This is a genomic window from Desulfomicrobium orale DSM 12838 (assembly GCF_001553625.1).
GTDB classification, from domain to species: domain Bacteria; phylum Desulfobacterota; class Desulfovibrionia; order Desulfovibrionales; family Desulfomicrobiaceae; genus Desulfomicrobium; species Desulfomicrobium orale.
In genome coordinates, this window is sequence record NZ_CP014230.1 from 2,347,430 (window position 1) to 2,367,143 (window position 19,714).

At 61.0% G+C, this 19,714-nt stretch carries 18 protein-coding genes and 1 other RNA gene; 17 read left to right on the forward strand and 2 right to left on the reverse strand.

Going from position 1 to position 19,714, the window contains the following annotated elements:
- Positions 1-5 precede the first annotated feature (5 nt).
- From AXF15_RS10985 to ispH, 17 genes are all read left to right on the forward strand, one after another.
- On the forward strand, positions 6-752 hold the full coding sequence (locus AXF15_RS10985) for a zinc ribbon domain-containing protein (RefSeq protein WP_236884777.1): 747 nt from the start codon (positions 6-8) through the stop codon (positions 750-752).
- A gap of 59 nt (positions 753-811) precedes the next feature.
- Positions 812-1,165, forward strand: an RNA gene (gene rnpB / locus AXF15_RS10990) — RNase P RNA component class A.
- Positions 1,166-1,268: 103 nt separating this feature from the next.
- Complete coding sequence (locus AXF15_RS10995) at positions 1,269-2,450, forward strand: bifunctional 2-C-methyl-D-erythritol 4-phosphate cytidylyltransferase/2-C-methyl-D-erythritol 2,4-cyclodiphosphate synthase (protein WP_066607365.1); 1,182 nt, start codon at positions 1,269-1,271, stop codon at positions 2,448-2,450.
- Positions 2,447-3,901: a glutamate--tRNA ligase gene (gene gltX / locus AXF15_RS11000; RefSeq protein WP_066607367.1), complete on the forward strand. Its 1,455-nt coding sequence runs from the start codon at positions 2,447-2,449 to the stop codon at positions 3,899-3,901. Before AXF15_RS10995 ends, gltX begins: the two co-directional genes overlap by 4 nt.
- 25 nt (positions 3,902-3,926) lie before the next feature.
- A complete protein-coding gene (cysS, locus tag AXF15_RS11005) occupies positions 3,927-5,384 on the forward strand; it encodes a cysteine--tRNA ligase (protein WP_066607369.1) in 1,458 nt (485 codons plus the stop codon).
- Between the two features lie 164 nt (positions 5,385-5,548).
- Positions 5,549-6,328: a flagellar biosynthetic protein FliR gene (gene fliR, locus AXF15_RS11010; RefSeq protein WP_066607372.1), complete on the forward strand. Its 780-nt coding sequence runs from the start codon at positions 5,549-5,551 to the stop codon at positions 6,326-6,328.
- A gap of 1 nt (position 6,329) precedes the next feature.
- Entirely contained in the window at positions 6,330-7,394 is a 1,065-nt protein-coding gene (gene flhB, locus AXF15_RS11015; RefSeq protein WP_066607374.1) for a flagellar biosynthesis protein FlhB, read from the forward strand.
- A 36-nt stretch (positions 7,395-7,430) separates the two neighbouring features.
- The gene (gene flhA / locus AXF15_RS11020; protein ID WP_066607377.1) at positions 7,431-9,515 is read left to right on the forward strand and encodes a flagellar biosynthesis protein FlhA; all 2,085 of its coding nucleotides are present in this window, start codon (positions 7,431-7,433) and stop codon (positions 9,513-9,515) included.
- A 1-nt stretch (position 9,516) separates the two neighbouring features.
- Positions 9,517-10,596 carry a flagellar biosynthesis protein FlhF gene (locus AXF15_RS11025; protein ID WP_066607380.1) on the forward strand — a complete coding sequence of 360 codons (1,080 nt, stop codon included), beginning with the start codon at positions 9,517-9,519 and terminating at the stop codon, positions 10,594-10,596.
- Positions 10,593-11,408: a MinD/ParA family protein gene (locus AXF15_RS11030; protein ID WP_066607383.1), complete on the forward strand. Its 816-nt coding sequence runs from the start codon at positions 10,593-10,595 to the stop codon at positions 11,406-11,408. Before AXF15_RS11025 ends, AXF15_RS11030 begins: the two co-directional genes overlap by 4 nt.
- Complete coding sequence (locus AXF15_RS11035; protein WP_066607386.1) at positions 11,362-12,135, forward strand: FliA/WhiG family RNA polymerase sigma factor; 774 nt, start codon at positions 11,362-11,364, stop codon at positions 12,133-12,135. The genes AXF15_RS11030 and AXF15_RS11035 overlap by 47 nt, the downstream gene beginning before the upstream one ends.
- Before the next feature lie 37 nt (positions 12,136-12,172).
- On the forward strand, positions 12,173-12,553 hold the full coding sequence (locus AXF15_RS11040) for a chemotaxis response regulator CheY (RefSeq protein ID WP_066607388.1): 381 nt from the start codon (positions 12,173-12,175) through the stop codon (positions 12,551-12,553).
- 40 nt (positions 12,554-12,593) lie between these two features.
- Positions 12,594-13,319, forward strand: coding sequence for a flagellar basal body-associated FliL family protein (locus AXF15_RS11045; protein ID WP_066607390.1), 726 nt, complete (start codon positions 12,594-12,596; stop codon positions 13,317-13,319).
- Complete coding sequence (locus AXF15_RS11050) at positions 13,316-13,615, forward strand: hypothetical protein (protein WP_066607392.1); 300 nt, start codon at positions 13,316-13,318, stop codon at positions 13,613-13,615. Before AXF15_RS11045 ends, AXF15_RS11050 begins: the two co-directional genes overlap by 4 nt.
- Complete coding sequence (locus AXF15_RS11055; RefSeq protein ID WP_066607398.1) at positions 13,615-14,034, forward strand: hypothetical protein; 420 nt, start codon at positions 13,615-13,617, stop codon at positions 14,032-14,034. Before AXF15_RS11050 ends, AXF15_RS11055 begins: the two co-directional genes overlap by 1 nt.
- Before the next feature lie 57 nt (positions 14,035-14,091).
- On the forward strand, positions 14,092-15,060 hold the full coding sequence (locus AXF15_RS11060; protein WP_066607403.1) for a tRNA dihydrouridine synthase: 969 nt from the start codon (positions 14,092-14,094) through the stop codon (positions 15,058-15,060).
- Positions 15,051-15,926, forward strand: a complete 876-nt coding sequence (gene ispH, locus AXF15_RS11065; RefSeq protein WP_066607406.1) for a 4-hydroxy-3-methylbut-2-enyl diphosphate reductase — start codon at positions 15,051-15,053, stop codon at positions 15,924-15,926. Before AXF15_RS11060 ends, ispH begins: the two co-directional genes overlap by 10 nt.
- A 273-nt stretch (positions 15,927-16,199) precedes the next feature.
- Here the strand turns inward: ispH and AXF15_RS11070 are convergent, their stop codons facing one another.
- Both AXF15_RS11070 and pta read right to left on the reverse strand, forming a co-directional pair.
- Positions 16,200-17,405 (reverse strand): acetate kinase, encoded by a 1,206-nt coding sequence (locus AXF15_RS11070; RefSeq protein ID WP_066607409.1) that lies wholly within the window; start codon positions 17,403-17,405, stop codon positions 16,200-16,202.
- A gap of 24 nt (positions 17,406-17,429) precedes the next feature.
- Positions 17,430-19,532, reverse strand: a complete 2,103-nt coding sequence (pta, locus tag AXF15_RS11075; RefSeq protein WP_066607411.1) for a phosphate acetyltransferase — start codon at positions 19,530-19,532, stop codon at positions 17,430-17,432.
- Between the last annotated feature and the right edge of the window lie 182 nt (positions 19,533-19,714).

Below are 19,714 nucleotides of genomic sequence, written 5' to 3' on the forward strand. Positions count from 1 at the left end.
ATACCTTGAGCATTTATATTGACCAGATCGAGCAGCTGGTGGTGCTGCAAAAAGTGGATTCGGAAATGATCGGCCTGGAGCGTGTGCTGGAGGAAGCTCCCCGGCAGTTGCGCGAACTGCAGGAGAAACAGTCCTATCTCCTCCAGCAGCAGGACGTGATCCGGGAAAAGATCAGCGTGCTCATGGAGCAGAAGGGCAGACTCGAGACCGAAATTGAAAACGACGCCCAGAAGATAAAGAAGAGCAAAAACAAGCTCATGTTGGTGGAAAACACCAAAGAATATCACGCCATGATGCGTGAGATGGACAATCTGGAGAAAATGAACAGGGGCCGTGAAGAGGAGCAGGCCACTCTTCTGGCTGATCTGACTGATCTGGAAGGACGCCGGGACGCCTTGCAGGCCGACATTGACGCGTTGGGCGAGAACATCGCCGCCCAGCAGGCCACCCTCGACCAGGAACTGGCCGCAAACCGGGCCCGTCTGGAGACTCTGGCCAAAGACAAGACCCGCGCCTCGGAGGCCGTGCCCGCGCCCATTCTCAGCCGGTACAATTTCATCCGCGGCCGCATCGCCAATCCGGTCATCGTGCCGGTGAGCGAAGGTGTATGCAAGGGATGCCATATCGTCATCCCGCCCCAGACCTACATCGACCTGCAAAAGGGCGAACAGATTCTGAGCTGCCCCAACTGCTTGCGCATCATTTACTGGGAACGCCATTTCTCAGAGGCTGAAAGCGAAGAGGCCCAATAAACTTCCGTCCGCAGATAGCCCGGCGGGAAACCGGGTGAGGCTGAAGCCTTATTTTTCACGGAGCCGGACAGGCTGTCGCTGCCGGCCGCAAGGCCGGGGGAGGAAAGTCCGGACACCACAGGGCAGGATGCTGGGTAACACCCAGCGGGGGCGACCCCGGGACAGTGCCACAGAAACAGACCGCCCCGGTCCGCCGGGGTAAGGGTGAAAAGGCGGGGTAAGAGCCCACCAGTTGCCGCGGCGACGCGGCAAGCTAGGCAAACCCCATCCGGTGCAAGACCAAATAGGAAGGTGGCCGGCCCGGTCAGGACCCTTCGGGTAGGTTGCTGGAGACGGCGGGAAACCGTCGCCCTAGAGGAATGACAGCCGCCTGGAAACAGGCACAGAATCCGGCTTATCGTCCGGCTCCGTCCTTGTTCAAAGCTTTTCGCCTTTCCTTTTTCCGGAAAATCTGCGGCTCGCCGTGGGTGCCTCCGTCTTCGGAAAAACGGAAGGCTCACGGTCCGCAAACTGAAAATGAAAAATGTCTGGACCATTCTCCTGGCCGCTGGTCAGGGCGCGCGGCTGTCCCGGGAGACGGGCGGTGTGCGCAAGCAGTTTCTCTCCTTTGAGGGCGCGCCCCTGTACTGGCGAAGCGTCCGCACCTTTGCCGCCATGCCCGGCCTGTCCGGCATTGTGGCCGTTTTCCCCGAGATGGAGCTGACCAGGTGCGTGGAAGAGCTGAGCGCTCTCAAGGCCGCCGATCCGCCCGGCGTGCCCGTGCTCGCCGTGGCCGGAGGAGAACGCCGTCAGGATTCGGTCCGTCTGGGGCTTGCGGCCCTGCCCTCTTCCTGTTCCCATGTATTTGTCCACGACAGCGCGAGACCCTTCTTCTCCGCCCGTCTGTTGCAGCGGCTGCTGGACGGGCTGACCGGAGACGCGCACGGCGTCATCCCCGCCATCCCCGTCAAGGATACCATCAAGGAATGCGACGGCGATCTGGTCCGGAGCACTCCGGACCGCACCCGTCTGGCCGCCGCCCAGACACCGCAGTTCTTTCCCGCCGGGGCTCTGCGCATGGCCCATGAAAAGGCCCTGCTCGAAGGAATGGATGCCACGGACGACGCGAGTCTGGTGGAAAACGCCGGGCTTCCGGTCCGCTTGGTGCCCGGCGAGGAGCAAAACATCAAAATCACCACGCCGGAGGATCTGCGCATGCTGGACCAGCCCGCCGCCCCGCTCCGCCCCTGCACGGGTTTCGGATACGACGTGCACGCCTACGGCGGCGGCCGCCCTCTGGTGCTGGGCGGCATTCCCATTGCCGGGGCGCCCACGGTCCGCGCCCATTCCGACGGCGACGTGCTTCTGCACGCCCTGTGCGACGCCATTCTCGGCTGTCTGGGACTGGGAGACATCGGCCGGCATTTTCCGGACACGGACCCGGCTCTGGACAACATGGCCTCGGGCGTGCTGCTGTCCCGGGTCATGGACATGGTCAGGGAGGCCGGCCTGCGGATTTTCCACGCGGACCTGACCATCATCGCCCAGATTCCGCGCCTTGAGCCGCACAAGGCGGCTATCCGCTCCAATGTGGCCCGGCTCATGGAGCTCGGCGACAACCAGGTCAACGTCAAGGCCACCACCGAGGAGCATCTGGGTTTTACCGGCCGTAAGGAAGGCATCAAGGCCGTGGCCGTGGTCACGGGGGCGCTGCCATGATCAATTTCAGCACCGGCGGCCCCTGGATCACCCGTTTCGCACCCAGCCCCACCGGGGCCCTGCACCTGGGCAATGCCCGCACGGCCATCCTGAATTTTCTGCTGGCCCGCCAGAGCGGCGGCAGGTTTCTGCTGCGGCTGGAAGACACGGATCGGGAGCGTTCCAGCTTCGCAGCCGAAGCGGACATCCTGTGGTCCCTGGCCTGGCTCGGACTTGCGCCGGATGAACCCGTCCATCACCAGAGTCTGCGGCTGCCTCTTTATGCCGAAGCCGTAAAAAGCCTGCTGGACAGGAATCTGGCCTATCCCTGCTTCTGCACCGAGGCCGAACTGGAGCGCGACCGTGAGGCCGCCGTCCGAAACGGCCTGCCTCCGCGCTATGCCGGACGTTGCCGGGGACTTGATCCGGCGCAGAGACAAAAGCGTCTGGACAGCGGCGAGCCCCACACGGTCCGCTTTCACAACACGGCCACGGAAGACATAACCTTCACGGATCTGATCAAGGGGCCCATGAGCATTCCGCCCGGCGCATTCGGAGATTTCGTGCTGCTGCGCTCGAACGGCTGGCCCAGCTACAACCTGGCCGTGGTGGTGGACGATGCGGACATGGGCGTGAATCTCGTCCTGCGCGGCGAGGACCATCTGGTCAACACCGCCCGCCAGATTCTGCTCTACCGGGCCTTTGGATACGCCCAGCCTGCCTTCGCCCATCACGGCCTTCTGGTGGACGCGGAAGGCAAAAAGCTGTCCAAACGCGCCGGAGCGGCCAGTGTCCCCCAATGCCGGGACATGGGGCTGCAACCCCAGGCCGTGGTCCAGTATCTGGCCGGACTGTCCGGGGCCCTGCCCTCCAAACGTCTTTTCCTTTCCCTGGAAGAAGCCGCCCGGGCCTTCCAGCCTTACGCTCTGGGCCGGGGCAACGCTGTCATGAACATGGACGAGCTGCAGGCCTTGAGTGCGCGCTTCTTCCGGACCCTGTCCCCCGCCGGGCTGGTGCGGAGCATACGCCTGCCGGATGGCGATCCGTGGTATGCTCTGAGCCCGGAAATCCAGGAGGAGCTTGCGGCTGGATTGCGTGAAAATGCGGCCACTCCGGACGAGCTGCGGGCTCTGGTGCCGCATTTCACCGCCCGGGAGGTCGCCTACACGCCGCAAGTCCTGAAGGAGCTGGTCGCCGGCCGCCCCGTTCTGGGCGCTCTGGAAGCTCTGCTTGCTCCCGTTGATCCGGAAATGCGGCTGGACAAGGACCAGACCGCCGCCATGCTGCGCCGGGCGGGCGAAACGGCCGGAGTGAAAGGCCGCGCCCTCTACCATCCCGTCCGGCTGGCCCTCACGGGATGCGAGTCGGGGCCGGAACTGGCCGTGCTGATGGTCCTCCTGCCGGCAGGACATCTGACCCGCCGTCTGCGGGCCGTGCTGGAATTTTTCTCTCCATCCCGAACAGAACACTGACCCGCGAAATCGCGAGGACGCATATATGCAGCTCTACAATAGCCTCACCAGAAAGAAGGAAGAGTTCGTGCCCGTCAATCCGGGCAAGGTGTCCATGTACGTGTGCGGCATCACCGCCTACGACTACTGTCATATCGGCCACGCCCGTTCGGCCGTGGTCTTCGACGTGCTGGTCCGCTATCTCCGCTACCTCGGTCTGGAAGTGACCTTCGTCCGCAACTTCACCGACGTGGACGACAAGATCATAAACCGCGCCCACCGCGAGGGGACCGACGCCGAAACCATCGCCCGGACCTATATCGATGCCTTCTACGAAGACATGGACAGGCTCGGTATCCTCCGCGCGGACATCGAGCCCAAAGCCACGGAGCATATCCCGGAGATGACCCGTCTGTGCGAGGAGCTCATCCAGAAGGGCCACGCCTATGCCACGCCCGGCGGCGACGTTTATTTCCGGGTCCGCTCCTACTCCCGCTATGGTCAGCTTTCGGGCCGCAACATCGAGGAACTGGTGGCCGGAGCCCGGGTGGAACCCGGCGACGCCAAGGAGGACCCGCTGGATTTCGCCCTGTGGAAAGGCGCCAAGCCCGGCGAGCCGTCCTGGCCGAGTCCCTGGGGGCCCGGCAGGCCGGGATGGCATATCGAATGTTCGGCCATGAGCGGCCGCTACCTGCCTCTGCCCTTCGACATCCACGGCGGCGGACAGGATCTGTCCTTCCCGCATCATGAAAACGAACGGGCCCAGACCGAGGCGGCCACAGGCCAGACCTTCGTGCGCTACTGGGTGCACAACGGCTTCGTGCAGATCGACTCGGAAAAGATGTCCAAATCGCTGAACAATTTCGTGACCATCCGGGACATCCTCGGCACCTGTCTGCCGGAAACCCTGCGCTTTTTCCTCATCTCCAAGCATTACCGCAGCCCGCTGGACTACACGGCCGAGGCTCTGGAGGAAGCCGAACGCGCCCTGAAGCGCATCTATCTGACAAAAGCCGCGGCCGAGACTCACATACAGGGCGAATCCTGGACTTCCACTCCCCTGCCCCCGGAAATCGTGGTGGAGATCACGGCTCTGGAAGTGAAATGGGATGAGGCCATGGCCGACGACATGAACACGGCCGCCGCTCTGGGGCATGTTTTCGTGCTGCTTAAAAGCATGAACCGCATTCTGGAGGACAAGGCCCTTAGAAAATCCGGAGCCGGGCGGGACCAGATCCGGCACTCTCTGCGCCTGCTCAAGCGCTGGGGCGGAGTGCTGGGGCTTTTCCACATGGACAGTCAGGAATTTCTCCTCCAGCTGAAGGAAATCCGGATCAGACGGCGCAATATCGATCCGGAAAATATCGAAGCCCGTCTGGCCGAACGTCTGGCCGCCCGCTCGGCCAAGGACTTCGCCCGCTCCGACGCCATCCGCGACGAACTGCTGGCCCAGGGCGTGACCATTCAGGACACACCCCAGGGCTCCACCTGGGACGTGGAGTAGAACAGCTCACGAATGAAATGAATTGACTGCTCAAAAGTTCTGTCCCCGTTTGCCGGGCCGGATTTCAGACGTGATGCTGAATCCGGCCCGGCCTGTTTCCGGCGTTCCAGATAACGCGGAAGAGAACAGCACTCAGCTGGTCCGGGTTTTGCTTTTGCCGGGTCATGGACCTCTTCACTCTGGACCCGCATGTCATTCTGACTTTCCTGTTCGCGCTGATGCGCGTCAGCCTGGTCCTGTTTCTCATGCCCTTTTTCGGCGGCCAGACACTGCCCGCTCCGGTCAAGGCAGCCCTGTGCCTGACCCTCACTTTCGCCCTGTGGCCCAGGCTGCCCCTGGCCGGACATGAACTCCCCGCCCATCCTTTCGGTCTGGCCCTCATGCTCGCCTCGGAGCTCATCCTGGGACTTGTCCTTGGTCTGGCCATCCGTTTTCTCTTCGCGGCCATCCAGACCGGCGGCCAACTCATCGGCTTCCAGATGGGTTTTGCCATGGTCAATGCCGTGGACCCGGATTCCGGCGTATCCGAGGCCGTCACCGCCCATTTTCTGTACATGGTCAGTTTGCTGACGTTTCTGACCTTCAATGGCCATCTCTACCTGCTGGACGGCCTGCTCAAATCCTTCGACTTCATTCCGCCGGGAGGCATCAACGTCTCCCACGGGCTGGCCTCCCAGATATTTCTGCTTTCCGGCCAGATTTTTCTGCTGGCCATCCAGATCGGCGCACCGGCCCTGGCCGCCATACTGCTGACCGATCTGGCCCTGGCTCTGGTTTCCCGCGCCGCGCCACAGATGAACGTGCTGATCATCGGCTTTCCCATAAAGATCGGCATCGGCTTTCTTTTTCTGGGCATCATCTTCGAAATCATTTCCCTGTATGTGGAAGGCTTCATCTCCCGCATGCCCGCCCTGTTCACCCAGCTGATCAACCTGATGCGCTGACATGGCCCACGATCCGAGCCGCACCGAACAGGCCACGCCCAAGCGGCGTGACAAGGCCAGAAAGGAAGGCAACGTCCCCAAAAGTCAGGAGCTGCCCAAGCCCGTCACGCTTCTGGCCGGACTTCTGGTGCTGCGCCTGTACCTGGAGACAATCCACGCCGAACTGGAACGCCTCATGGACACATTTCTCCGCGTGGATCTCCGTTTCGACCCGACCCCCGCCACCGTCTACACGCTGTTTCAGGACTGCCTGCAAAGCCTGACCATCATGCTGCTTCCGCTTTTGCTGGTCATCTCGCTGGCGGCCTTCGTCACCGTTCGCCTGCAGGTGGGAAAACTCTGGGCCCCCAAGGTCTTCAAGCCGAAATTCAGCACCTTCAACGTGTTCTCGGGCGTAAAGCGGATCATGTTCAGCAAGCAGGCCCTGGTCCGCCTGGCCAAAAGCATCCTCATGGCCGCCGCTGTGGCCCTTGGACCATACATCGTCCTTCGGCAGGCCTTTGGCGAGGCCATTCCGCTTTTCTACCAGAATCCGGACAGCATTGCGGCCTATGTGCTGCAGTCGGGAGCGGCCATGCTCCAGTACACCCTGGCTCCCATGATCGTCATCGGTGTTGCGGACCTGTTCTACACGCGCTGGGAGTACGAAAAGAACCTGAGGATGACCAAAGGCGAGGTAAAGGACGAGCACAAGCAGGCCGAAGGCGACCAGACCATCAAGAGCAAACAGCGCCAGAAGATGATGGCCGTCATCCAGCGCCGCATGATGCAGGACGTGCCCCGCGCGGACGTGGTCATCACCAACCCCACCCATCTGGCTATCGCCATCCGCTACAACGCCTCCGAAGCCCCGGCACCCATGATTCTGGCCAAGGGGGCCGGAGCCGTGGCCGAGCGGATCAAGGAGATCGCCCGGCAGAACAGCGTGCCCGTGCGGGAGAACAAACCCCTGGCACGGGCCTTGTATAAAGTGGTCGAAGTGGGCGACACCATCCCCGAGGAATTTTACCAGGCGGTGGCCGCCATTCTGGCGCAGGTGTACAAAGCCCGGCCGCGCCGGCAATAACGCCCGGCAATCCGAACATCGAAGGAAGTCAAAATAATGGCGGCTCCAATCCAGAACCTGACCATCAATTACAAGCGGTTCACCCGGCAGGGAGATTTTCTCCTGGCCGGAGGTGTCGTGCTGATCCTCTTCGTGATGCTGGTTCCCTTGCCGACCATCGTTTTGGATGTGCTGCTGGCCTTTTCCATTTCTTTTTCTCTGGTCATCCTGATCACGTCCATGTTCATGACCTCGCCGCTGGAATTCTCCATTTTTCCGTCGGTGCTGCTGGTCACCACCCTGCTGCGGCTGGCTCTGAACGTGGCCTCCACCCGCCTCATCCTCCTGCACGGGGACCAGGGCACCTCAGCCGCGGGCAAGGTCATCCAGGCCTTCGGAGAGTTCGTGGTCGGCGGGAACTTCGCCATCGGCGCGGTCATATTTCTGATCCTGTTCATCCTGAACAAGATCGTCATCGTGGCCGGCACCACCCGCATCGCGGAAGTGGCCGCGCGGTTCACTCTGGACGCCATGCCCGGCAAGCAGATGGCCATCGAGGCGGACCTCAACGCCGGGCTCATCGTTGAACGCCAAGCCGTCAAACAGCGCGAAAACCTGCGCCGGGAAGCTGATTTCTACGGCGCCATGGACGGTGCGGGAAAATTCGTCTCCGGTGACGTGAACGCAGGTCTGTTCATCACGTTCATCAACATTGTCGGTGGCGTTTTCATCGGCGTCCTGCAGAAGGACATGGGCTGGATGGAAGCGGCCCAGACTTTTTCTCTGCTGACCATAGGCGACGGCCTTGTCTCCACCATTCCGTCCCTCATCACCTCTACCTCGGCCGGCATCATCGTCAGCCGGGCTGCGGCCGAAGCGCGCATGGGCGAAGAATTCATCGGCCAGATGACCAACCATCCCAAGGCGCTGAAGCTGGTTTCTGCCGTACTGCTGCTCTTTTCCGTGGTACCGGGCATGCCCACGGTAGCCTTTCTGATGCTCTCGGCCGCGCTCTTCGGCGTGTCTGTCGTGGCCGAACGCATCAAGGCCGAAAGCAAAAGCGACGAGGAGCCCAAAAAGAAAGATGCCGCCGCGGACAGCCCCGAAGAGGTGCAGAGTCTTCTGCCTCTGGATCTCATGGAACTGGAAGTGGGCTACGGGCTCATCCCCCTGGTGGACGAGGAACAGGACGGCAACCTGCTGGCCCGCATCCGTTCCATCCGGCGGCAGTTCGCCCTGGACATGGGCGTCATCGTCCCGTCCCTGCATCTGCGCGACAACCTTCAGCTCAAGCCCGGCGAATACGTGGTGCAGATAAAGGGCAACCGCGTGGCCTCGGCCGAAATCATGATCGATCACTATCTGGCCATGGACCCGGGAGACGCGCGTCACGACATCAAGGGTATCGAAACCCTGGAGCCCGCGTTCAACCTGCCGGCCCTGTGGATTCCGGAAGTCAAGAAGGACGAGGCGGTCATGGCCGGATACACGGTGGTGGATCCGTCCACGGTCATCGCCACGCATCTGACCGAGGTCTTCAAACAGAATCTGCACGAATTTCTCGGCCGTCAGGAAGTGCAGACCCTGCTGGACAATCTGTCCCAGCGCGCACCCAAGGCCGTGGAAGAGCTGGTGCCGGGCATCCTCCCCCTGGGCGTGGTGCAGAAGGTGCTCCAGAATCTGGTCCGGGAAGGGGTTTCCATCCGCGACCTGCTGTCCATCGTGGAATGCCTGGCCGACTACGGTCCATCCATGAAGGACGCCGACCAGCTGACGGAATTCGTGCGCCAGCGGCTGGCCCGGACCATCATCAGGCCCTATCTCGGCCCCTCCAGCCTGCTGCCGATCATCTCTCTTGCTCCGGCCGTGGAAAACATCTTTCAGGAGAGCATCAAGCGCACCGAGAGCGGCTCGTATCTGGCCATGGAGCCCGGCCTGGCCCACAAGATCATCCAGTCTATCAACAAGGCTGCGGAAAAAGGTGTCGCGGCCGAGGGACAGCCCGTGCTGCTCACTTCTCCGCTGATCCGCCAGCATCTGGCCCAGCTGCTGTCCCGTTTTCTGCCGACCATGCCCGTCGTGTCGCAGGCGGAAATTCCTTCGGACATCCGGCTCGAATCCGTAGCCATGGTGGAAATCTGATATGCAGGTCAAAACCTTCACCGGCACCAGCACCAAGGAGATCATGGCCCGGATCAAGACCGAACTTGGTCCCGAGGCCATCATCCTGAGCAACCAGAAACACACCCGCGAGGGCCGGACGGTGTATGAGATCATGGCCGCTCTGGACATTCCGGCTCCGCAGCCCGAACCGCCCGCACCAGTGCAGCCCGCGCCTCCGGCCGAGGAGGCCAGTCTGCGCGAGGAGTGGCACCAGTTGCGGCGGCAGCTCATGGGACTGCTCAAGCCGCAGATGGACGTGGACCTGCTCACTCCCAAACAGCAACTGGTCTTCGAATATCTGGAACGGGAGGGCGTGCGCTCCGAGGTCCTGCTCGACCTGTGGAAGAAATTCCGGCGCGCGGCGGATGCCCCCGTCCTTTCGATTCTGAGCGGAATGGTCGGCATCCGGCCCTGGATGTCCACAGACTGGGAGCATAAATTTCATTTTCTGGCGGGCCCGTCGGGCAGCGGCAAGACCAGCACGGCTCTGCGTCTGGCCCTGGCGGCCAAGAAAGACCGCCGCGCGCGGGTGATGATCGTCAACGCGGATAAAGCCCAGGGCAAGGGACGGCTCTATCTGCGCCACTATACCGATCTGTCGGGATTGTCCTACATGGAACTGGACAGCCCTGATCAGTGGAGTCAGCTGGAGAGCAGAACCGCACACCACGACCTGGTTTTCATCGACCTTCCCGGCCTGCCCGGAGACCAGAAACTGGACAGATGGCTCCACGAGGCATCCGCGGGGCACATTCCCGCGGCCCACGCACACCTGATGCTGAGTCCGCTGTACAGCACGGCCCAGGTGGACGCTCTGGTAAGCGGCATGCGTACGGACATGAACGCCAGCGTCATCTGGACGAAGCTCGACGAAGCCTGTAGCTTCGGAGAGATACTCAATCAGGCCGTGGTCACGAAATTGCCGGTATCCCTTTTTTCCGTGGGGTCGGAACTGAAGAATTCTCTGGTCGAACCCAGGGAACAGGACATCTGGAAACTGCTGCTGCGGCGCGAACTGCCCGCCGCGAAACCCGAGACCAACCAGGACAGCCACGCATGAGCGCCTCTCTTCCCATCGTTCTCTCCGTCGCCTCCGGCAAAGGCGGCGTCGGCAAGACCAATATTTCCATCAATCTGGCCCTGTGCCTGGAACGCCTGGGACACCGGTGTGTCATTCTGGACGCCGATCTGGGCCTCGCCAATATCGATGTCATGCTGGGCCTGACTCCGGAACGCAACCTGTTCCATGTTTTCCACGAAGGGATGTCCTTGAGCGACATCTTGTATCCCACGGATTACGGGTTCTCCATTCTGCCCGCATCCAGCGGTGTCAGCGAGATGCTGTCCCTGTCCACCGGCCAGAAGCTGGAACTTCTGGAAGCCATGGACGTGCTGGAGGACCGGATCGATTTCCTGATCGTGGACACGGGCGCGGGCATCAACGACAATGTACTCTATTTCAATCTGGCCGCTCAGGAGCGCCTGCTCGTGCTCACGCCCGAACCCACTTCCCTGACGGACGCCTACGCCCTGATCAAGGTGCTGAAGGTCCGGCACGGCATGGAGCGCTTCCACGTGCTGGTCAACATGGCCCGGAGCGAGCGGGCGGCCAAGGATATCTTCGCCAAACTGCACAACGCCTGCGATCATTTTCTGGGCGGCGTGTCCCTCAATCTGGTGGGCTCCATACCTCTGGACCCGAACGTGCGGCAGGCCGTAATCCGGCAGCGGCCTTTCTGCGACCTGTTCCCGGACAGCGATGCATGCCGGGCCGTGGACGCCGTCGCGCGTAAACTGTCGCGCTGGAAACCGCAGGAACATCTCGATGGGAACATCAAGTTCTTCTGGAAGAAGCTCCTCTTTGCGGAATAACCCGCCCGAAGCGCCGTACGCCGGGCTGGACTCCTCGCGGAAAGAAGAAATCGCCCGCACCTTCGCCCCGCGCATCAAGGCCGTGGCTCTGGGACTCAAGGCCAAGCTGCCGGGACACGTCGAGCTGTCAGACCTGATGAGCGCCGGGGCTCTGGGACTCATGGAGGCCATGGGCAAGTTCCGGTCCGGCCCGGGCGTACGCTTCGAGACCTTTGCCGACAGCCGCATCCGGGGTGCCATGCTTGATGAGCTGCGGCGCATGGACTGGTTTTCCAGGGGCCTGCGCCAGAAGGTCAAGAAGCTGGAGCAGACCATCCGCGAGTTTGAACAGGCGAATGGTCAGACACCCAGCCGCTCCGAGCTGGAGGAAATCACCGGACAGAACCGTCACGACCTGGAAAACACCCTGGAGGCCCTCAACTCCCAGCTCGTACTGAGCCTCGAAGCCGTTCAGGAACAGGGCCTGGAACCCGGTGAAAACCAGCCCCGGAACGACCCGGCCACGACAGTCCTTGTCCATGACATCATTGACAAGTTGGCCCATCTCATCGATAGACTGAACGAACGGGAACGGCTGGTGCTCAGTTTGTACTACACCGAAGAGCTGAACATGAAGGAAGTGGCTGCCGCCCTGGACATCACCGAAGGCAGGGTCTCCCAGCTCCACTCTCAAGCCCTGGCCAAGCTCAGGAAGATGTTCCGGCAGCAGCACGGGGAAACGATCTGAGAACCACATCCCGCCAAACGCCAATGCGGAGGAATACATGGCCATCAACACCAATATGCGGGTGCTCGTTGTGGACGATTTTTCCACCATGCGCCGGATCATCAAAAACATCCTCAAACAGTTGGGCTTCAACAATATCGTTGAGGCCGACGACGGCGCCGCAGCCTGGGAGATCCTGAACAAGGACCAAGTGGACTTCATCGTCTCCGACTGGAACATGCCGCAGATGACCGGCATCGAGCTGCTCCGCAAGGTCCGCGCCAGCGAAGAATTCGCCGACCTGCCCTTCCTCATGGTTACGGCGGAGGCCCAGCAGGAGAACATCATTGAGGCGGTGCAGGCCAAAGTTTCCAACTACATCGTCAAACCCTTCACGGCGGAAACCCTCGGCCAGAAGATTCACAAAATTTTCGAATGATTCCGGCCGGCGTGCCTGAAGCGCCGGCTCCCCTCCCGCCATGATTCTTCCTGTCCTCCTCGCCCAGCCCTCTTCCCCCGAAGATTCCAAGGTCAATCTGGATCGCGGCGGGCTGCGGGAGGATATTCCTAGAGGCCTGCAAAAGGTCGAACTGGACCTGGACGACGCGCTCTTTCTCGAATTCGAGGACAAGGAAGAGCCCGCTCCCCAATCCCTCCCCGCTCCTCAGGAAGAGGAAGAAACCGTCCAGCCCGTGACGCGGCCCTTCTGGAAGAACCCCAAGGTGCTGATCGCAGCCGGTGTGCTGCTTCTGGCTGGAGCGGGCAGCGCGGCATTTTTTCTTCCATCCCCGGAGGAACCGGTACCCCAGCCCGCCGCTCCGGTTCCGCCGCCCCCCAGACCGGAGCAGGAGTTTCCGGTTTCGCTGCAGCCCAGAGGATTTCCGGATCCCCTGCCCGATCTTCCCGCACCCGTATTCGCTTTTGACTCCTTTCAGGTGGAGCATAGCCAGGGCGGCCAGGTCCGGCTGCTGACCTGCCGGTTCGGCGTCCCCGAAGCCAATCGGACTCTCACTCTGGAACTGCGCGAAAAAAATATCATTCTGCGTGACGGCGTCTATCGCTATCTGAAAAACAAGCCCCTCGCTTTTCTGAGCGACCCTGCGAATTCGGAGAAAATCGAGGCCGATATCGTGGCGGTGCTCAACCAGTTCCTGCAAAGCGGACAGGTTTCATCCATCCTTTTTGAAGAGTACGCGGTGCAATGATGGTCAGCAATCTCGACCTCTCCACCCTGATCGCCCAGATACCGGAGGCGCAGCGTATCCAGATGGCCCAGATTGCCCACCCGGAGGCGCAGCAGGCCCTGGCCGGGGAGCTGATGCTGCGCCGCCAGCGGCAAAACAGGAAGCGTGTACGCAAAACCCGGGCCTGCGACATGGATAGCAGAATTCATGACGATGACCAGAACGCCGAGCCACGCGCTGGGGAACGGCGCTCCGGCCAGACGCCGGACGACAAACCCGAACGGGATCAGGGTCTCCTGATCGACACCACAGTCTGATGGACATCCCCTACTGGATACTGGTCAGCTCCACACTGATCGAAGTTCTGCTGCTGCTTTTGGCCGCCGTTTTCTTCGTCAAGCTGAAGAAATCCGAAAGTCTGATGCGCGCCCTGCAAGACCGGCAGCAGGAATTTCTGCGCAAGCTGGACTTCAACGCCCAGCTGGAAAAGGAAATTGTGTCGTCTTTCGCCAGCCGTCAGGAAGAACTGGCCGCACTGGAAGAAAAACTGCAATACCGGGCTGAAGAAATGCGGCGGCTTCTGGAACAGGCCGAAACCTTCACCAAATCGCCGCAATTCCTGCGCCAGACCATCCTGAGCGGTTTCAAGCGGGGCCATTCCATCCAGGCTCTGGCCCAGTCCACGGGGCTGAGCGAAGATGAAGTGGAGCTCATTCTTGACCAGCCCAAACTCTGATCCGCTCCGGCGGGCTTCCGGCCGCTTGCCGGTCCTCCCTCTCCGGCCCTTCCTGACATGAATGCCTTTCCCATAACCCCTGACAAACCCTGGCTTGCGCCCCTGGCCGGATTCTCCGATCTGCCCTTCCGTCTGCTCTGCCGCGAACACGGCTGCACCGTAGCCGTCACGGAAATGGTCAGCGCCAAAGGGCTGCTCTATGAAAGTCCCGGTACGGCGGATCTGCTCCGGACCTGTCCGGCGGATGTCCCTCTGGTCGTGCAGCTGTTCGGTTCGGAGGAATCGTTTCTGGTGCGGGCCGTTGAACGCCTGCGCGAAGCGGGCTACACGCATTTTGATCTCAACTGCGGCTGCTCCGTACGCAAGGTGGTCAAAACCGGCAGCGGCGCGGCCCTGTTGCGGGAACCCGAACATCTGCCGCGCCTGGCCGGAGCGCTGATCAAGGCCGCACCTCCCGGCGGCATGGGCTTCAAGATTCGTCTGGGCTGGAACCAGCCGGTCTATCTGCGCCTGGGCGCGGAACTCGAAGCTCTGGGTGCGGGCTGGGTCGCCATGCACCCGCGTTTCGGATCGCAGGGATTCACCGGCAGCGCGGACTGGAAGCATCTGGAGCGCCTCAAAAATGCAGTCGGCATTCCCGTCATCGCCAGCGGCGATCTGTTCTCTGCTGAAGACGCCGCGCGCTGCGCAGACCAGACCGGTGTGGATGGCGTGATGTTTGCCCGCGGGGCCCTGAACGACCCCGAAATTTTCTCCCGCTACCTCTCTCTGCGCCGGGGCGGTGTCCCGGAGCCAAAAACTCCCGGCCGGACTCTGGCGCTGGTGCGCAGACTCTGCCAGCTGTATGTTGAATACGGTATGGACCGGCCGGGACTGCTCAAGATGCGCACGCTGGTGCCCAGATTTCTGAAGGGGCTGCCCGGCGCCCGGGAGATACGGCGGGACATCGTGTTCTGCGCCACCTGGGAGCAGGTTTTCGGTACACTGGACAAACACTTTCACGGGCGGGAGGAGCAATGGAGCTGATCATCGCGCGCACGGCCGGATTCTGCATGGGCGTGGACATGGCCCTGCACAAACTTGACGGAGCTCTGGCCGATCCGCCCTCTCAGGGGCGAATCCGCACGCTCGGGCCGCTCATCCACAATCCACAGGTTCTGGAACGCTATCAGGCTCAGGGCGTGCTCCAGGCCGGAAATGCCGAAGACCTCCAGCCCGGCGATGTGGTCGTGATCCGCGCCCACGGCATCCCCAAAGACACTCAGGCGGAACTGCTGGATCGGAAGGCCGTGCTCATCGACGCCACCTGTCCCAAGGTGAAAAAGGCGCAGATTCTCATCCACCGGCAGGCCGAACAGGGCAAGCACCTGCTGCTTTTCGGGGAGCGCGACCATCCGGAAGTGCGCGGGCTCATCAGCTACGCGCCGGAGCACACGGTCTTCGAGAATCAGGACGAACTCACGGCCGTGAAGTTCCTGCCGGACAAGTCCTACTTTCTGGCCGCGCAGACTACCCAGGACAGGGATGTTTTCATGGAAGTACGGGACTGGCTGTGCGCCAATCTTTCACCGGACATCACGGTGCTGGACACCATCTGCAACGCCACCAAGGACAGGCAGGAGGAGGTCCGCCTGCTGGCCGGCAGTGTTGAAGCCATGATTGTGGTCGGAGGAAAAAACAGCGGCAATACCCGCCGTCTGGCGCAGATCGCGCAAGAGTGCGGCGTGTTCGCCACACACGTGGAAACAGCCGACGAACTGCCACTGGAGGAACTGGCCAAGTATCCCCGCATGGGCCTGACGGCCGGAGCTTCCACTCCGGCCTGGATTATCGAAGACGTGGTTCAGACCTTGTGCCGCCGCTTCGGCTGTGAGAGCCGGTCCAATGAATGAAAGTGGTGCAAATTACTTGCTGACGCCATTCCTGAATCAACTCCATTTCAAAACAGCATTGTTAAATCCTCCGCCCTGGAATCGGGAGTTCAGAAGTCCTCCGAAATATCCCGTCAGCAAAAACTTCCCGCAAATCAAATTTACTGCGTTCGCATAGCTCATCGGGAAAGGTGAGCAAGATATTTCAAGTAGTGCTCTTCTCTCCCAACTACGCCATAAAAAAGCCCCTCCCGGAGTTTCCGGAAGGAGCTCAATTTCCAACAAGCAGCGGAACTACTTCAGGACGGACTGGGTGGCCTGGGCAATGGCCAGTTCCTCGTTGGTCGGTACGATCAGTACAGGTATTCTGGATGCCGATGTACTGATAGCGCGAATCTCTCCCGAGCGTTTGGCATTGGCCTGGGCATCGATTTCAAGACCCAGCAGGGGCATGTCGCGGCAGACTTCCGACCGCACGAAATCATCGTTTTCGCCGATACCGGCGGTAAAGACCACTGCATCGATCCGTCCGAGAACCACGGCGAACGCTCCGACATACTTGCGAATGCGGTAGACAAACATGTCAAAAGCCAGCTGTGCCTTGGCGTCGCCCTTCTCGCGGGCGGCATGAACATCACGCATGTCGTTCATGCCGCAGATACCCTTCAGTCCGCTCTTTTTGTTCATGACCGTGTCCATTTCGGCCGGTCCCCAGCCTTTTTTCTCCATCAGGAAAGGCACAAGCGCCGGATCGATGTCGCCGCAGCGGGTACCCATCATCAGACCCTCCAGAGGTGTAATACCCATGGTGGTGTCCACACAGCGGCCGTTCTGCACGGCGGCCATGGAGCAGCCATTGCCCAGATGGCAGGTGATGAGATTGACCTCGCTTGCGGGCTTGCCCAGAAATTCCGCCGCCTTCCGGGTAACATAGGCATGCGAGGTGCCATGAAAGCCGTACCGGCGCAGACGCAGTTCCTTGTACAGCTCGTACGGCAGCGGATACAGGTAAGCCTTCTCGGGCATGGTCTGGTGAAATTCCGTATCGAACACGGCCACAGACGGAGCGTGGGGAAAAAGCTTCATGGCCACTTCGATGCCGGCCAGATTGGCCGCATTATGCAGGGGCCCCAGAGGAATATAGTCGCGGATGACGCCCTTGACCCAATCATTCACCCGCACGGGCTCCTTGATTTCTTCGCCGCCCAGCAGCACCCGGTGCCCCACGGCGTGAATGTCTCTGGTGGAGGCGATGACACCCTTTTCCGCGTCGGTGATGAGTTCCACCACGCGCTCCATGCCTTCCACATGGGTCGGGAAATCCTGCTCGAAGGAAAACTTTTTCTCCGTGTCGGTTCCCGGATTGATCTTGTGCGTCAGCGCGCCCATGCCCTCGCCGATGCGCTCCACCAGACCGGAACACAGGGCCTTCTCGGTAGTCATATCGATGAGCTGATATTTGATGGACGAACTGCCCGAATTGATGACCAGAATGTTCACTCTCGCTACTCCTTTGAATGTTGCTCAGATCAGGCCTTTTTCGGCCTGAGCCTGTATGGCTGTGATGGCCACGGTGTTGACGATATCGGGCACGGTGCATCCCCGGCTCAGATCGTTCACGGGCTTGTTGAGCCCCTGAAGGACCGGGCCGATGGCCACGGCGTTGGCCGCGCGCTGCACCGCCTTGTACGTGTTGTTGCCGGTGTTCAGATCCGGGAAGACGAAAACCGTGGCTCTGCCGGCCACTTCACTGTCGGGCAGTTTCTTGCTGGCCACTTCGGGATCAATGGCCGCGTCATACTGCAAGGGTCCTTCCAGCTTCAAACCCGGAGCCTGTTCCCGCGCCAGCCGGGTGGCTTCCACCACCAGATCCACATCGCCGCCCGCACCGGAATCCCCGGTGGAATAGGACAGCATCGCCACTCGCGGCTCCACGCCGAAAATACGCGCCGTTTCCGCGGAACTGATGGCTATCTCGGCCAGCTGAACCGCTGTCGGATTGGGATTGACGGCGCAGTCGCCGAAAACCAGGACCCGGTCCTTCAGGCACATCAGGAACACGCTGGACACGATGGACGCTCCCGGCCTCGTCTTGATGATCTGGAAGGCCGGACGGATGGTGTGGGCGGTGGTATTGACGGCTCCGGAAACCATGCCGTCGGCCTGCCCCTTATAGACCATCATGGTACCGAAATAGGTGGGATCGACCATGCTGTCCTGCGCCAGCTCTCTGGACATGCCCTTTTTCTTCCGCATCTCCAAAAAAGTAGACACATAGTCTTCGTAGTTCGGAGAGGCCGCCGGGGAGACGATATTGGCTCCGGCCAGATTCAGCCCCATCTGGGAGGTCATGGACGAAATGGTCTTGGCGTCGCCCAGAATGGTCAGGTCCGCCACGCCCCGGCGCAGCAGAATATCCGCCGCACGCAGGATGCGCTCGTCGTTGCCTTCGGGCAGAACGATATGCTGCCGGTGCTTCTTGGCCTTCTCGATGAGCGCGTATTCGAACATCTGCGGTGTGACCTTGCTCGATTTCCGGGCGTTGAGGCGTCCGCGCAGTTCCTCCGTATTCACGTTCTCCTCGAAAATACCCAGAGCCGTGGCGATTTTTTTCTGATCGCCCGGCTCGATCTTGCCATACATGTTGTACAGACGCCGGGCGGTCTGGAAAGTGGCTTCCCGGCCCAGCAGAACGGGTACGGGCATGCCTGTCCAGCCGTCCACCAGCCGGGAAAGAGTCTTGCTGGGGGCAATGCCGCCGGTCAGCAGAATGCCAGCGATGTCCGGATAGGAGGACGACTGTCTGGAGGCCAGACTGCTGACGATGATGTCCTGCCGGTCGCCCGGCGTGACCACAAGGCTTCCCTGTTCGATGTAATTCAGAAAATTTTCGATCTGCATGGCCGCCACGACAATATCGTTCACCTGCGCGCCCAGCCCTTCCTTGCCGTAGAGGACCTCGGCGCCGATCCACTTCATGACGTCGGCCACGGTGGGTTTGCCCAGAATGGCCACCTCGGGAATGGTGTAAAGAAGCAGCTCCGGCCGCTCCAGACTCTCCTGCAGGGTCCGGCGCAGCGCTTCCCGGTCGGGGAGAGCCGTGCGGTTGATGACGATCCCCAGAATATCCGTGGACTTTTCGGTAAAGGACTCCACCGCCAGCTTGGTTGAACTGACAAGCTCGGCTTCCGTCTTCTGGTTGCCGTTGATGACAATCAGAAGCGGCGAACCGAGATTGGCCGCAATGTCCGCGTTGATGTCGAACTCGAAGGTGTGGCTGCTGCCCTGGAAGTCGGTCCCCTCCAGCAGCACGAAATCACACCGCTCTTCCAGTTCCTTGTATTTGTTGATGATCCTCTCGATGAGCAGGGCCTGCTGACCGGCATTAACCAGATCCTTGGCCTGCTTCATGGTCAGGGCGTAGGTTTCCTCGTATCGCAGTCCCAGATAGAACTGGGACAGAACCAGATCGATGTCGTGGTCCTTCCGGTCCGAGTCGTCACTGATGATGGGACGGAAAAATCCGACCCGGCGGATGTCGCGCAGAAGCATCTGCATGACGCCGAGCACAATGGCCGATTTTCCGCTCCGTGATTCCGTAGCCGTGATATACAGATTTTTTGACATGATCGCTTCCTTCCATACCGATTGCTTGTCAGGATATGTTCCGGCTCTGCCTGTTACGACAAACTGGTTGGCCGCACAATTTGTTTGTCATCCCTGAAACGGATTCCATTCCGGGAAAAGCGCCTTCGGACAGATATCCGGGCACGAAAATATTCCGGCGGGCTGCTGAAGCCATGTCCCAA

Coding starts and splice junctions, on each gene's coding strand:
- AXF15_RS11050 (WP_066607392.1), top strand. CDS start 13,316: ATGATGGTCAGCAATCTCGACCTCTCCACCCTGATCGCCCAGATACCG.
- AXF15_RS11045 (WP_066607390.1), top strand. CDS start 12,594: ATGATTCTTCCTGTCCTCCTCGCCCAGCCCTCTTCCCCCGAAGATTCC.
- AXF15_RS11035 (WP_066607386.1), top strand. CDS start 11,362: ATGGGAACATCAAGTTCTTCTGGAAGAAGCTCCTCTTTGCGGAATAAC.
- AXF15_RS11030 (WP_066607383.1), top strand. CDS start 10,593: ATGAGCGCCTCTCTTCCCATCGTTCTCTCCGTCGCCTCCGGCAAAGGC.
- AXF15_RS10995 (WP_066607365.1), top strand. CDS start 1,269: ATGAAAAATGTCTGGACCATTCTCCTGGCCGCTGGTCAGGGCGCGCGG.
- AXF15_RS11055 (WP_066607398.1), top strand. CDS start 13,615: ATGGACATCCCCTACTGGATACTGGTCAGCTCCACACTGATCGAAGTT.
- AXF15_RS11060 (WP_066607403.1), top strand. CDS start 14,092: ATGAATGCCTTTCCCATAACCCCTGACAAACCCTGGCTTGCGCCCCTG.
- flhB (WP_066607374.1), top strand. CDS start 6,330: ATGGCCCACGATCCGAGCCGCACCGAACAGGCCACGCCCAAGCGGCGT.
- cysS (WP_066607369.1), top strand. CDS start 3,927: ATGCAGCTCTACAATAGCCTCACCAGAAAGAAGGAAGAGTTCGTGCCC.
- gltX (WP_066607367.1), top strand. CDS start 2,447: ATGATCAATTTCAGCACCGGCGGCCCCTGGATCACCCGTTTCGCACCC.
- flhA (WP_066607377.1), top strand. CDS start 7,431: ATGGCGGCTCCAATCCAGAACCTGACCATCAATTACAAGCGGTTCACC.
- AXF15_RS11025 (WP_066607380.1), top strand. CDS start 9,517: ATGCAGGTCAAAACCTTCACCGGCACCAGCACCAAGGAGATCATGGCC.
- fliR (WP_066607372.1), top strand. CDS start 5,549: ATGGACCTCTTCACTCTGGACCCGCATGTCATTCTGACTTTCCTGTTC.
- AXF15_RS11040 (WP_066607388.1), top strand. CDS start 12,173: ATGGCCATCAACACCAATATGCGGGTGCTCGTTGTGGACGATTTTTCC.
- ispH (WP_066607406.1), top strand. CDS start 15,051: ATGGAGCTGATCATCGCGCGCACGGCCGGATTCTGCATGGGCGTGGAC.
- pta (WP_066607411.1), bottom strand. CDS start 19,532: ATGTCAAAAAATCTGTATATCACGGCTACGGAATCACGGAGCGGAAAA.